General features: G+C 68.6%; 9 protein-coding genes. 6 read left to right on the forward strand and 3 right to left on the reverse strand.

Annotated elements, in window-relative coordinates; translation table 11 throughout:
- Nucleotides 1–36 precede the first annotated feature (36 nt).
- The 6 genes from KF715_19010 to KF715_19035 all read left to right on the forward strand — a co-directional run bounded on the left by KF715_19010 (nt 37) and on the right by KF715_19035 (nt 10,539).
- Complete coding sequence (locus KF715_19010) at nt 37–2,628, forward strand: DUF4982 domain-containing protein (GenBank protein ID MBX3738791.1); 2,592 nt, start codon at nt 37–39, stop codon at nt 2,626–2,628.
- A gap of 13 nt (nt 2,629–2,641) precedes the next feature.
- Nucleotides 2,642–4,453 carry an FAD-dependent oxidoreductase gene (locus tag KF715_19015; GenBank protein MBX3738792.1) on the forward strand — a complete coding sequence of 604 codons (1,812 nt, stop codon included), beginning with the start codon at nt 2,642–2,644 and terminating at the stop codon, nt 4,451–4,453.
- A gap of 135 nt (nt 4,454–4,588) precedes the next feature.
- Nucleotides 4,589–5,896 (forward strand): SGNH/GDSL hydrolase family protein, encoded by a 1,308-nt coding sequence (locus KF715_19020; protein ID MBX3738793.1) that lies wholly within the window; start codon nt 4,589–4,591, stop codon nt 5,894–5,896.
- Nucleotides 5,897–5,955: 59 nt separating this feature from the next.
- The gene (locus KF715_19025) at nt 5,956–6,993 is read left to right on the forward strand and encodes a LacI family DNA-binding transcriptional regulator (protein MBX3738794.1); all 1,038 of its coding nucleotides are present in this window, start codon (nt 5,956–5,958) and stop codon (nt 6,991–6,993) included.
- 76 nt (nt 6,994–7,069) lie between these two features.
- A complete protein-coding gene (locus KF715_19030; GenBank protein ID MBX3738795.1) occupies nt 7,070–8,290 on the forward strand; it encodes an MFS transporter in 1,221 nt (406 codons plus the stop codon).
- Nucleotides 8,287–10,539 carry a right-handed parallel beta-helix repeat-containing protein gene (locus KF715_19035; GenBank protein ID MBX3738796.1) on the forward strand — a complete coding sequence of 751 codons (2,253 nt, stop codon included), beginning with the start codon at nt 8,287–8,289 and terminating at the stop codon, nt 10,537–10,539. The genes KF715_19030 and KF715_19035 overlap by 4 nt, the downstream gene beginning before the upstream one ends.
- Before the next feature lie 73 nt (nt 10,540–10,612).
- Here the strand turns inward: KF715_19035 and KF715_19040 are convergent, their stop codons facing one another.
- From KF715_19040 to KF715_19050, 3 genes are all read right to left on the reverse strand, one after another.
- Nucleotides 10,613–11,140 (reverse strand): YXWGXW repeat-containing protein, encoded by a 528-nt coding sequence (locus KF715_19040; protein MBX3738797.1) that lies wholly within the window; start codon nt 11,138–11,140, stop codon nt 10,613–10,615.
- A gap of 32 nt (nt 11,141–11,172) precedes the next feature.
- Entirely contained in the window at nt 11,173–11,721 is a 549-nt protein-coding gene (locus KF715_19045) for a hypothetical protein (protein MBX3738798.1), read from the reverse strand.
- A 134-nt stretch (nt 11,722–11,855) separates the two neighbouring features.
- Nucleotides 11,856–13,337: a hypothetical protein gene (locus KF715_19050; protein MBX3738799.1), complete on the reverse strand. Its 1,482-nt coding sequence runs from the start codon at nt 13,335–13,337 to the stop codon at nt 11,856–11,858.
- Between the last annotated feature and the right edge of the window lie 124 nt (nt 13,338–13,461).

Genomic DNA, 13,461 nt, shown 5'->3' on the forward strand with positions numbered 1-13,461 from the left:
TTCGCGCCGCGTTTCGTTCCCGCCGACAGTGCGGATATGCCACCCCGTTCGCGGCCGTTCCTCCGCGCTCTTGTATTCGTCGCCACGCTCGGCGTCGCCGCGACGAACCTGTCCGCCCGCGAACGTCTCCTGCTCGATTTCGGGTGGAAATTTCACCTCGGCGACCCGGCCGGCCTCGATCCGGCGATCTTCGCCTACCCGGAAGTCGATGCGCTCGAGCGCACCGGCCGCGCACATCTTGAGGAAGAGCCCAAACTCGTCCCGCTGCGCCGCTCCGCCGCCGACATCAACGCCGCTCCGCCTGTCGCGTTCTCGCAGCCCGACTTCGACGATCGCGCCTGGCGCTCGCTCGACCTGCCGCACGACTGGGCCGTCGAACTTCCATTCAATCCCAAGGCGCTCCGCAACCACGGCTACAAGGACATGGGCGCCGGCGTCGGTGCGCAGAATTCCTGGGAAGCCCTTGAAATGGGCCAGAGCGCCCAGGCTCTCGGTGGCGTCACCGGCAACACCATCGGCTGGTATCGCCGCAGTTTCGACCTGCCGGTGAGCGATCGCGACAGCGCGCTCTGGGTCGAATTCGACGGCGTTTACCGCAACTGCCTCGTCTGGCTCAACGGCCGCTGCCTCGGCCGCAACGTCAGCGGCTACAGCAGCTTCAAGTTCGACCTCGCGCCCTTCGCCCATTTCGGCGGCCGCAACACGCTCGTCGTCCGCGTCGACGCCTCACGCACCGAGGGTTGGTTCTACGAAGGCGCCGGCATCTACCGCCACGCCTGGCTCGTGAAGACGCCGCCGCTCCACGTCGCGCACTGGGGCACGTTCGTCTCCACCACGCTCGCCTCCGACGGCAGCGCAACGGTGCGCGCGGAGACGACACTCCGCAACGACAGCGCGCACGCAACCCGCGCCGTGCTCGTCTCGCGTGTGCTCGACTCCGCGGGACGCACCGTCGCAGAGGCGACTTCATCGGACTTCGCTCTCGCCGCCGGAGCCGAGACGACCCTCGCGCCGCAGCTCACAGTCGCCGCGCCGCAGCTTTGGTCCCCCGAGTCGCCCCACCTTTACCGCCTCGTTTCCGAAGTGCGTCCCATCGATGAGCCATCTGCGGCGATGTCCGCACCCGACCTGCACGAAACGATCTTCGGCATCCGCACCATCCGCTTCGATCCCGAGCAGGGCTTTCTGCTCAACGGCAAAAAATACGTCATTCGTGGTTTCGGCGTGCATCAGGACCACGCCGGCGTCGGCGCGGCCGTGCCCGACGCCGTGCAGGAGTTCCGCATCCGCCGCCTGAAGGAAATGGGCGCGAACACCTACCGCACCGCCCACCACCCGCACTCGCCCGCGATCCTCGAAGCCTGCGACCGGCTCGGCCTGCTCGTCGTGGACGAGAACCGCCGCTTCGACGACACGCCGGAAACGCTCAGCCAAGTCGAGCGCCTCGTCCGCCGCGACCGCAATCACCCGAGCGTCGTCCTCTGGTCGCTCGGCAACGAGGAATTCCGCGATCGCATGCAGGGCGAGCCTTGGGGCGAGCCGATCGCCCGCCGCATCCAGGCGCTCGTGCAACGACTCGACCCCACACGCCAGACCATGATGCCGATGAACGCCGATTGGGGGAAAGGGTTCTCGCACATCGTCGACGTGATGGGGTTCAATTACCTGAAACTCGGCGACGTCGACAAATTCCACGCCGACTACCCGCACATCCCCGCGATCAGCAGCGAGGAATCCTCCGCCGCCTCGACGCGCGGCATCTACGTCGAGGACCGCGTCCGCGCCTACGTGACCGCCTACGCCGACAAGGTCCCGCCGTGGGGCTCGCGCCACGAGCAATGGCTCCCCTACTTCGAGGCGCGCCCGTGGGTCGCCGGCGTGCTGCTGTGGGCCGCGTTCGATTGGCGTGGCGAGCAATGGCCCTACGACTGGCCCGCGATCAACTGCCAGTTCGGCGTCATGGACACCTGCGGCTTCGCCAAAGACAGCTTCTATTTCCTCCAAGCTTGGTGGTCCGGCCGCGACGTGCTGCACCTCCTGCCCCACTGGAACTGGGCCGTGCGCGACAAGGAGCCGATCGCCGTCCGCGCCTATACCAACGCCGACGAAGTCGAACTCTTCCTCAACGAACAGAGCCTCGGTCGCAAACCCGTCCCGCGCGGCGGCTACGCCGAGTGGCCCGTCGTCTATCAGGCCGGCACCCTACGCGCCGAAGGCTACCGCGTCGGCCAACTCATCAGCTCCGCGAAAATCGAAACCACCGGCCCCTCCGCCGAAATCACGCTCACGCCCGACCGCGCGACGCTCCGCGCCGACGGCGAAGACTGCGCCATCGTCACCGTTTCCGCCCGCGACCGCGACGGCCGTTTCGTGCCGACCGCAAGCGACGCCATCGAGTTCGAACTCGCCGGCCCCGGCCGCATCATCGGCGTCGGCAACGGCGATCCGTCGTGCCACGAGCCGGACAAGGGCAGTCGTCGCAGTCTCTTCAACGGCTACGCGCAAGTGATCGTGCAGACCACGAAAGCTTCCGGCCCGCTCGTCCTCACCGCGCGCGCGCCCGGCCTGCCGCCAACTCAGATCACGCTCAGCGCCGCTCCCGCGACGCCGCGCGCGTCCGTGCCCTAATTTCCCTTTCCCGATGATTCGTCACGAACTTCACACCGACTTCGTCGTCGTCGGCGGCGGCCTGGCCGGCGTCTGCGCCGCGATCGCCGCCGCCCGCAACGGCGCCAAAGTCGTCCTCCTCCAGGATCGCTCCGTTCTCGGCGGCAACGCCTCCAGCGAAGTCCGCATGCACGTCGTCGGCGCCGACGTCCACGGCAGCCGGCCGGGCGCCCGCGAATCCGGACTCATCGAGGAATTCCGCCTCGAGGACGCCTACCGCAACCCGCACCGCTCCTACTCGCAGTGGGATCTGCTGCTCTACGAAAAGGTCACGACCGAGCCCAACATCATGCTGCTCCTCGACACGGTTTGCACCGGCTGCGCGACGACCGACCCCGACGACGGCCCGCGGCGCATCGTCTCGCTCGACGCCGTGCGCCACTCGACCGAAGACGAATTCCGCATCCACGCGCCGGTCTTTGCCGACTGCTCCGGCGACGGCCGCCTCGGCACCGAGGCGGGCGCATTGTTCACGAGCGGCCGCGAGGCGAAAAAGGATTTCGGCGAAACCCTCGCGCTCGACACCGCGGATCGGCAGACGCTCGGCAGCTCGATCATGTTCACCGCGCGCCGCCACGAGCAACCGCAGCCGTTCCGCGCCCCGGCCTGGGCGCGCAAATTCCAAAAGCACGAGTTTCGCCTGCGTCCGTTCGATGGCTACGAATACGGCTATTGGTGGGCGGAATGGGGCGGCCAGCTCGACACGGTGAAGGACAACCCCGCGATCCGCCACGAACTGCTCCGCATCGCGCTCGGCATCTGGGACTACGTGAAAAATTCCGGCGACCATCCCGGCTCGGCGCACTGGGCGCTCGACTGGGTTGGCGCTGTCCCGGGCAAACGCGAGTCGCGCCGCTTCGTCGGTCATCATGTGCTCACGCAACAGGACCTCGAATCCGCGCGCGCGTTTCCCGACGCCGTCGCGTTCGGCGGCTGGCCGCTCGATTTGCATCCGCCGAGCGGCATCGACGCCGTGGACGAGGCGCCGTGCCGCCACACGCACCTGAAGCACGTCTATCCGATCCCGCTGCAGGCGCTCTGCTCGCGCAACATCGGCAACCTCCTCTTCGCCGGCCGCAACATCAGCGCGACGCATGTCGCGTTCGCCAGCACGCGTGTCATGGCCACTTGCGCCGTCATGGGGCAGGCCGTCGGCACCGCCGCCGCGCTCGCCGCACCCGCCGCGCCGGGTTCGCTGACGCAGCATTTCACCGGCGCCGCGCTCACCGCGCTCCAGCAAACGCTGCTCCGCGACGACGCATTCCTCCCCGGCATCCGAGCCGACGACCCGGCCGACCTCGCGCCGCGCGCGCACGCGAACGCCTCCAGCGCGACGGCGAACGGCGCGGCCGTCCATGTGACCGATGGCGCCGCGCGCGAATTCCTGCCGGCGCTCGGCGTCTGGGCCGACGGCAAAAGCCATCGCTGGGAATCCGCCGCCCTGCCCGCCTGGATCGAGCTCGCGTGGGACACGCCCCAGGAAATCGCCGCGGTTCACCTGACCTTCGACTCCGGCTTCCAGCGCGAGCTGACCCTGAGCGCCAGCGACGCGACCACGCGGAAGATCATCCGCGGCCCCCAGCCGGAACTCGTCCGCGACTACGAAATCCTGCTCGACGACGTCATCGTCGCGCGCGGCCAAGGCAACTACCTGCGCAAGCGCGTGCATCGTCTCGAGCGACCGGTCGTCGCCACCCGTCTGCGCATCGCCGTCCATGCGACCAACGGCATCGACCACGCGCGCATTTTCGAAATCCGCGCCTACGGACCCGCCCATTCCCGATAAAGCCAATGTTACCCAACTGCCACCGGTCATGGCGAGGAGCGGAGCGCCGCCGCAATCCAGCGGGAGCGCAACGCGAGCATCGGCATCGGCAGGCACGACACGCTTCGTGCGCCTCGCGCTGACCCGCCTGACCGGATGAAGATCACCCTCTCAGCCTTCGTTCTCCGTAGCGTCGCGATCGCCGCCCTCGCTTGCGCCTCATCCGTGTTCGCCCTCGACGCGCTGCACGTGCGCGATGGCTGGCCGCACGCCGCGACCCGCGCTTCGACCGCGCACGAACTGCGCGTGGCCTTTCTCGGCGGCAGCATCACGGCCGCAGCCGACGGCTGGCGGACGCTCACCGTGGAACGGCTGCGCGCATTGCTGCCCGGCACGAAGATCGTGGAAATCGCCGCCGGCGTGCCCGGCACCGGCTCAGACCTCGGAGCCTGCCGCGTCGGCCGCGATGTCGTGGCGCACCGCCCGGACGTCGTGTTCGTCGAATTTGCCGTCAACGACGCCGCGACGCCGCCCGCCCGGATCGAGCGGACGATCGAAGGCATCGTGCGCCAGGTGAAACGCGCAAACCCCGCCGCCGATCTCTGCTTCGTCTACACGATCTCGACGCCCGGTCTTCCCGACCTGCTCGCCGGCGCCAACACCGCGCCTTCCGGCAGTTTGCATAATTCGCAAAATCCGGTCCCTCGCTTCCCCGCGGCCGCCGCGGCGATGGAGCGCGTCGCCGAGCACTACGGCATTCCGTCGCTGCATTTCGGCGTGGAAGTCGCGCGCCGCGTCGCCGCCGGCGAGCTGATCTTCAAGGGCGCCGCCACCGACGGCGACCGCGCCTTTTCGCTCGACGGCGTGCATCCCACGCCCGCCGGACACCGCGTTTATTTCAGCCAGCTCGCGCCGGCCCTGCACGCGTTTCTCGCCGCGAAAAATCCGCCGCGCGATCTGCCGCCGCCGTTGCACGCGGACAACTGGGAACACGCCCAACTGCAGGAACTCGACCGCGCGATGTTCCGCGGCACCTGGGCCGCCGTGCCGCTCGGCGATCCGTGCCTTCGCGGCGCGACCAAGGCGCTGTTGCCGCCCACCTGGCGCGCCGCTACCGCCGGGGTCGCGCTCGAATGGGAATTCACCGGCACGCGCTTCGGCCTGCTCGGCATCGCGGCGCCGGACAGTGGCGAGTTTGCCGTGACGATCGACGACCAGCCTCCCGTGCGCGCCACTTTCTTCGACGCCTACGTCACACCCACGTTCTGCCGGCAGACGATGTGGTTCTTCCCCCGCGAACTCGCGCCCGGCCGCCATCGCGTGCGCGTCGAGTTGACCGCGACGCCCGTCGACAAGGCCGCGATCAAGGCCCGCGCCGGCAAACCGCTCGAACCCGCCGCCGAATTCGCCCCGCAGCGTCTTGCGCTCTGTGGCCTGCTGACGATCGACACCGCCGGAAAATGAGCCCGCCGCGCACTGCACCGTTGCCCCGCACCGCGTCCGCCACTGAATTCGTTCAGCCCATGACGTCTCCCCGTCGCTGCACGATCAAGGACATCGCCGCCCACGCCGGGGTCGCGGTTTCCACCGTCTCCTACGCCCTGCGCAATCATCCGAGCATTCCGGCGGCCACGTGCCGGCGCATCCAGGCCGTCGGCGAAAAGCTCGGCTACCGCCCCGATCCGCAGATTTCCGCCCTGATGGCGCACATCGGCCGCGGTCGCGCCGTGCCCTCCTCCGGCCGCATCGCGCTTGTCTGGATGCAAGGCCGGCGCGCGGTCACGCGCTCGGACGCCTTTTTCGCCCAGGTGCACGACGGCGCGGCGGCGCGCGCGCAGCTGCGCGGTTACCACATCGAGGAATTCTGGCCCGACGAGGATCGCCTGAGCGGCGCCCGACTCTCCGGCATTCTCCGCGCGCGCGGCATCCAGAGCGTCATCTTCTCGCCGAGCATCGAGGGCGTCGCCGCCGACTATGCGCTGGCCTGGGAGCACTTCGCGTGCGTCGTGCTCGGTCACGCACGCTGGCCGGTGGAATTGCACCGCGTGGCGCACGACCATTACCACGCCGTGTGCGACTGCCTGCAACGGATGGCCGCCGCCGGCGTGAAGTCGCCCGCCATCGTCCTCACCGAGGAAATCAACCAGCGCACCGACAGCGCGGTGAAAGCGGCGTTCATGACGCATCACCCGATCGAGGCCCGCGCCCGCGGCCTCATCTACGCGCTCGACCAGCGCGGCGCCCGATCGTTCTCGAGCTGGCTGCGCACGCACGCGCCCGACGGCGTGCTGCTGCTCCGCCGGGAAATGTGGGACGAGATCGAGTCACCGCGCCTGCGCGAGCTGCGCGCCGCCGGCCGCCTCTGGTGTGCGAACTGGCAGGCGGACGACCCGCTGGCGCTGCCCGGCATCCAGCAGCGCTACGACCTCGCCGCCCGCGCCGCTGTCGACCTCGTCACCGGCCTCGAGCAAAGCCGCAGCCTCGGCCTGCCCGACCACCCGCAAAGCGTCCAGATTCGCGGCGACTGGCGCGATCATCCCGTGCCCGTGGTGCGCCGCTGAACAATTTCAACGCTGCCAGCCTTCGCGCGCGCCCCGCCGCCGCGTTGGCTCCGAGTCTCCCCGCGCCTCACCCCGCATGACCCTTCCCCGTCCCAGTCGCCGCGCCTGGTTGCTGCTCGCCCTCCTCTTCGGCATCGGCCTGCTCAACTACCTCGACCGCCAGACCCTCTCGATCCTCAAGGCGACGCTGAAGGACCAACTCACGCTGACCGACGTCCATTACTCGTGGCTCGTGACGGCGTTCATGGGACCCTACATCGTTTTCTACATCGTCAGTGGACGACTCGTGGACCGTTTCGGCACCCGCGTGAGCCTCGCGGCGTTCACCGGCCTGTGGTCGCTCGCCAACATCTTCAGCGGCCTCGCCACCGGCTTTGGGCAACTGGCCGCCGCGCGCGCGTTGCTCGGTGCGGCCGAGCCGGGCGCGTTCCCCGCGATCCAGCGCGTGATGATGACGTGGTTTCCCCAGGAGCGTCGCGCCTTCGCTTGGAGCTTGCTGAGTCCGTGCACGACCGTCGGCGCCATTCTCGCGCCGCCGCTCGTCGCCGCGCTCACCGGCTGGTGGAGCTGGCATCTGGCGTTCATCGTGCCCGGCCTCGCCGGACTCTTCCTCGCCGTCGCGTGGTGGGCGGCCGACCGCAACCCGCCGCGCTTCGCCGGCGAAGCGGAAGCCACTCCGCCGCCGCCGGCGCTGCGCGAGATCCTCGCCGACCGTCGCGTGTGGCTGCTGCTCGCCGCACGCGCGCTCACCGATCCCGTCTGGTATTTTCACCTTTTCTGGCTGCCCGGCTATTTGCAGGAGCGCCTCGGCGTCTCGCTTCCCCAACTCGGTTGGATCGGCTGGATCCCGTCATTCGTCGCCTCGGCCGCCGTGATGGCGACGGGACGCACGACCGACTTCTTCGTCGCCCGCGGCCACTCGGCCGTGCGCGTGCGCGTGACGATGTTCGCGCTCGCCGCCGCGTTCGCGCCGGTGGGCGCGTTCACGACCGCCGCGCCATCGATCGCCTGGGCGATCGTTCTGATCTCGCTCGTCGCGATCGTCTGCCAAATCTGGTTCTTCGGCCAAGGCCTGCTCGTCGCCGACGTTTTTCCGAAAACCTCCGCCGCGACGATCGCGGGGCTCCTCGGCGCCGTCGGTGCCAGCGGCGGCCTGCTCCTGAATCTCGCCGCCGGACCGCTGATCGAGCGCGCCGGCTACGTGCCGGTCTTTGTCGGTCTCGCCTGCCTGCATCCCCTCGCCGCCCTGATGCTCTGGCGCGCGCAACCGCGCCTCGCGGGAGTCGCTCCGGCATGAAACCGTCACTCCTCCTCGTCGGCCTGACGTTGCTGCTCGCCGCCCGCCTCGACGTCGACGCCGGCCCCGAACCCGCCTACCACGTCGCGCCCGCGCCGCGCGGCGACGACGCCCACGACGGGACTTCCGCCGCGCCGTTCGCCACCGTCGAGCGCGCACGTCAGGCCGTTCGCCGCGACCTCGGCGCGCGCAAGCAAACCGGCGATATCGTCGTGGAAATCGCCGCCGGCACCTACGAGTTGAGCGAGCCAATACGATTCGCGCCCGAGGACTCCGGTCGCGATGGCCACGCGGTCGTCTATCGCGCCGCGCCGGGGGCCGAGGTGATCCTCAGCGGCGGCCGCCACGTGAGCGGCTGGCAACGCGATGGCGCAGGCGGGTTCAGCGCCGATGTCGGTCTGCAAATCGATTTCCGCCAACTCTGGATCGACGGACGCCGCGCTGTGCGCGCGCGCACGCCCAACGCCGGGCAGATGCTCAAGCTCGCCGGCGAAAAACAGGCCGACGGTTTCGATCTGCCGCGCGGCTTGTTCTCCGGCGTCACTGTCCGGCCCAACGAGGTCGAAATGTCCGTGCCGATCGCCTGGATGCACAAGCGCCTGCGCATCGCCCGCGTCGTCGACCGTGGGAGCCCGGATTCCCTCCGCGCCGTGATGGCCGAGCCCGAATGGGATGCCGTCACGAAGCAACCGCAAGGCGACCGCGTCTACCTTGGTCGCAGCTATTGGCTCGAGAACGCCCCTGAATTTCTCGATGCGCCCGGTGAGTTCTACCTCGATCGCGCGCGCGGCATCGTGCGTTATCTGCCGCGCGACGACGAGGACGTCGCGCGCGCGGAGATCGTCCGGCCGAAACTCGAAAGCCTGATCGTGCTCGCGGGGCGGCTCGATGCGCCCGTGCAGCATCTGCGCTTCGAGGGGCTCACATTTGCCTACACGGGCTGGACGCGGCCAAATCGCGCCGGCTTCGTCGATGTCCAGGCGAACTCGCTCGTTCCCGCCGACCCTACCGCGGCAGTCGACACGCAATACCGTCACAACCAACGCAAGGACCGCGTGCCGGCAGCGTTCCAGGCCTTCACCGCGGACCACATTGTCATCCGCGGCTGTCGCTTCGCGCGTCTCGGCGGCACCGGCGTGATGTTCACGCACGGCGGCGACGACAACGTCATCGAGGGCAATTCGTTCTTCGATCTCGCGGCCGGCGGCATCGAGATCGGCGAGGACGCGGCGCGACCGAATTCGCCGCGCCTCTTCCCGCGCCGCAATCGCATCGCGAACAATTTCCTCGCACACATCGGCGAGGACTATTTCGGCTCCGTCGCGATCCTCGGCTACTACACCGACGCGTCCGCCATCGCGCACAACGAGATCGTCAACGTGCCTTATACGGGCATCAGCCAAGGTTGGGGTTGGGGCACGCCGCCCGCTCCCGCCGATTCGCGCGCCAACGTCATGGCGCATAATCTCGTGAGCAACTACATGCGCCGCCTCGACGACGGAGGCGGCATCTACACGACCGACGCGCTGCCCGGATCGGAAATCACCGGCAACATCCTCGAGCACATGCGTCCGCCGGACCGACGCACGAAGGCCGGCGGCGCGCTCTATCTCGACCAATTTACGAGCGGCGTGCGCGCACACGACAACGTCGTGACCGATGCGGTCCGCTGGCTGTTCATCTGGAACCCGAACATCCAGCACAACCGCGTCGAACGAAACTTTGCCGACACCGCCGCGTGGCGCAACGACGGCAAGGACAACGTCGTCGAACCCGCCGCCTTGCTGCCCGCCCGCGACACGCCGCCCGACGTGCAAGCGATTCGCGCCGCCGCCGGCATCGAACCTGCCTTCGCGAACGCGCGAGAATTCTTCGCACCGCGGCGCCTGGTATTCGATGCGGACAGCCCGGCATTCCATCGCTCGCCCGACGATTCATCGCCGACGGAAGAATGCGTCGCATCGTGGCGTCCGGTTCTTCCGCGCAGTGGAGATTACGCCGTCAGTGTGCGGTTCATCGTCGCGGGCGCCGGCGCGCGTTGCACCGTGTTGCACGCGGGCGGGCGCACCGACGTGAACCTTCCCGTCACGGTGCAGACCGGTTGGGTTTCACTCGGCCGCTTCCACTTCCAAGCCGGCGTCGGCGCGGAGATCCGCGTCGGGACGAGCACCGCGGCCCCGTCGCGGCTCGCTGTCGATGCCGTGCGCTTCGAGCGCGTAGAGACGTCGGGCAATTCGCCCGCCCGGTAACCGCGCCCCGCAAAACGAAAAGGCACGGCTTCGAGCGAAGCCGTGCCGAGTGAATCGGGCAAAGTCGGCGCGATCAGTGCCAGTAGCTCTCGACCCAGTAGGTGCGGTGACCGCGGCGTTCCCAGTGGGCGACGACGTAGGTGCGATGGTGCGACGGTGGCAGCTCCCAATGGCCGGAAACCCACACGTAGCCGCGCGGCCGGTAGCTCCAGTAACCCGGCACCCAGACCGCCTCGGGCGACGGCGCGGCAACGACCACTTCCTGCACCTGCGGCGCGGCCGGCACCGGCGGCGGGGTCGGGGCGACGGCTTCCACGCGCGAGGCGTAGGCTTGGTTGTAGTCGCCGTAGATGGTGCCGCGCTGGTGGTCGACGGTGTTGCCCACGGTGCCGCCGGCGATGGCGCCCACGGCCGCGCCGATGAGCGCGCCGCTGGCACCGTTGTGGCTGCCGCTGTTATTGCCGATGATCGCACCGGCCAGTGCGCCGAGCGCGCCGCCGGCGACAGCGCCCTGCTGCGTGTTCGGGCCGGTGCCGACGCAACCGGAGAGGAGAAGCGCGCCCGCACCGAGCGCCGCGAAGGAGAGACGGAGATTTTTCATGACGATGCTCCTGGATGCAAAGGGAGTTCAGTTCACCAATGGCGCCCGTGGTAGTGGCCGCCGTGTCCGCCATGGAAATTCCACCCGAAGCCGAGATTCACGGAGACCGGGACGCGCGGCCAGTAGAACGGATCGTAGTAATACGGATCGTAGGTGCGATAGATCACCGTCGGCGGCGGCGCGTATTCGACGACCTGCACGGTCGTCGGCGCCGATTGCACGACCGTGGGCGCGACTTCCGTGACGGCAGGTGCGCCAGCGTCGGGCAACAGTTGATACGAGATGGTCCGCGTGGAGCTGTTCGCGAGGCGATACGTCACGGTGATGTCGCGCGCCGTCTGCGAGATGGCGGCGATCGTCAGGCCCTGCGCCTGCGCGGTCTGCGTCAATTGCGCGACGCTCGGCAATTGCCCGGAGTAGATGATGCGGTCGGGAACCACGGCCGGAGCGACGATTTCAGGTTCCGTCACGACGGTGGCAGGCGACGGAGCGGCGACAGGCGTATCCGCCGCGAGCGCGCTGGCGGCACCGATCAGGGCGGCCGCGCCGAGTGCGAGAAAGGAAACGGATTTGGTGTTCATCGTAGTAGGTTTGACCGATTCTACGACGCGCGGTTCGCCCGAAATATTCACTTTAGCCGGTCGGCCAGTCGGTAACCGCCCCTACCCGGCCGGCGTCATGCGCCTCCCTGTGGGCGCCCCATGCGTCCGGCACCTCAATGCGACTCGCTGAAGCTCGTGATGGAGTGCCACTCGAGCACTTCCTGGAGCAACGCGCGTTCCGTGCGGGAAACGACGCGCTCCAGCGTGTTCCAAGTCGGCGAGTGCGAGAGCTGGGTGCGGCCTTCCTCGAGGATGGCGCACATCTCGCGGTAACGCGCAACGCGTCGCTGCAGGTCGTTGATCGAGACGAAGGAAATCAGCGCGGCCGCGATCACGGGCAGCGTGATCGGCAGGAACCCGTAAACGAGCTGCTCACCGCCCTCGCCCAGCAGATGCAGGTGGAAGGTGTGGTCGAGCGCGTAGAGCGCCGTGCAGACGATCGCGAGCATCGTGGCGATCGCGAAGCCCGTGCGCAGCCGCTTGAGCTGCGGCAACGCCTTGCGCTCCTGCTTACGGTAGTAGGCCAGCTGGTCGTCGATGCGGCATTGCAGGTAGGTGGCGCGGAACTCCTCGAGCCCAACCTGACGCGCGAAAGTCGAGCGGCTGTGCAGGATGTGGAGCGTGCGGGTCAGCTCCCGCATGCCGGTGAGGTCGATGTCGTTGAACAGCGGAGTCGCCCGCGGCAATCCCCACGTGCACAACGCCGAGCGGCAGAACTCCGCCGCGAGGCGGCAACGCACCCAGTTGTGGTGCGTGTGGTGGTGACGCAGGATCGCCGCCACGAAGAGCGCACCGAGCAGACACATCAGCTTGATCCACGGGAGACCGATCCAGTGCACTCCGAACGCGAGGCCACCCGCCGCCACCAACGTAGCCACGACGTGGAGCAGGACGGTGCCGACGATGAGAAGCCGGAATTGCGGGGAGCCCAGCATCGCGGCGCGGTCGCACTTGAACTGGAACGCCAGCACCTCCGCCGGCGCGCCGAACGGATTCGTCGCCCAGCCGTCGGCCACCGACGGCAGGTTGTTCAACGCGGCGAAGTGCGCATCGTCCGTCTTCAAACGGGCAAAATTCTCCCGCCGCACTTCGAGCGTGTTCGCATCGATCAACACCAGCGGCCGGCCGAGATCGCGCGCATAGGCCACGACGTCCGCCGTGCCACCCTTGCCGCGCGCCGGCTGTCCGTCCCACACCGCGAGGAGCACATCCGCGCCGTTCACCGTCTCGATGCCGCAATCGAGGTAGGCGTCCTCGCGCGTGCCGTTCTCGGTGATGACCCGGATGTGTTCGGCCACACCCAACAGCTCTTCCACTTTCGCCCACTCGGGCGGCGAAAAATCCTTCGCGAACTCCGCCCGCGGCAACGGCAGGATCGCGTGCCACGAGCAGCCGATCTGGCGCGCCTGGTCCACGAAGAGCTGGTCGCAGCCGGCCGCCACCGATGACAGCACGATCCACTCGCCCGCTCCCTCGTTGCGCAGCGACCGCAGCACCTCGCCGATGACCCGCGCGACGCCCGCGGGATTCGGGACCTGCCGATGCCCGGAAAATCCGAGCACATGAAATAACGGCAGCTGGGACGGAGCACTCATGCGGGGAGGAACGCGATAGCACGGCGGAGCGCGCAGCTCTGTCAACGGCTAAGCCGCTGCGATGCACACGCTTTCCGTGAAATCCTGCTGGCGTGCCACCCCGCACCTTGCCATTCCATACCCC

The organism is Candidatus Didemnitutus sp. (assembly GCA_019634575.1).
GTDB lineage: Bacteria > Verrucomicrobiota > Verrucomicrobiia > Opitutales > Opitutaceae > Didemnitutus.

Bases quoted from the DNA above. Each gene is read 5' to 3' on its own strand.
- KF715_19010 (MBX3738791.1), top strand. From the start codon at position 37: ATGCCACCCCGTTCGCGGCCGTTCCTCCGCGCTCTTGTATTCGTCGCC.
- KF715_19015 (MBX3738792.1), top strand. From the start codon at position 2,642: ATGATTCGTCACGAACTTCACACCGACTTCGTCGTCGTCGGCGGCGGC.
- KF715_19020 (MBX3738793.1), top strand. From the start codon at position 4,589: ATGAAGATCACCCTCTCAGCCTTCGTTCTCCGTAGCGTCGCGATCGCC.
- KF715_19025 (MBX3738794.1), top strand. From the start codon at position 5,956: ATGACGTCTCCCCGTCGCTGCACGATCAAGGACATCGCCGCCCACGCC.
- KF715_19030 (MBX3738795.1), top strand. From the start codon at position 7,070: ATGACCCTTCCCCGTCCCAGTCGCCGCGCCTGGTTGCTGCTCGCCCTC.
- KF715_19035 (MBX3738796.1), top strand. From the start codon at position 8,287: ATGAAACCGTCACTCCTCCTCGTCGGCCTGACGTTGCTGCTCGCCGCC.
- KF715_19040 (MBX3738797.1), bottom strand. From the start codon at position 11,140: ATGAAAAATCTCCGTCTCTCCTTCGCGGCGCTCGGTGCGGGCGCGCTT.
- KF715_19045 (MBX3738798.1), bottom strand. From the start codon at position 11,721: ATGAACACCAAATCCGTTTCCTTTCTCGCACTCGGCGCGGCCGCCCTG.
- KF715_19050 (MBX3738799.1), bottom strand. From the start codon at position 13,337: ATGAGTGCTCCGTCCCAGCTGCCGTTATTTCATGTGCTCGGATTTTCC.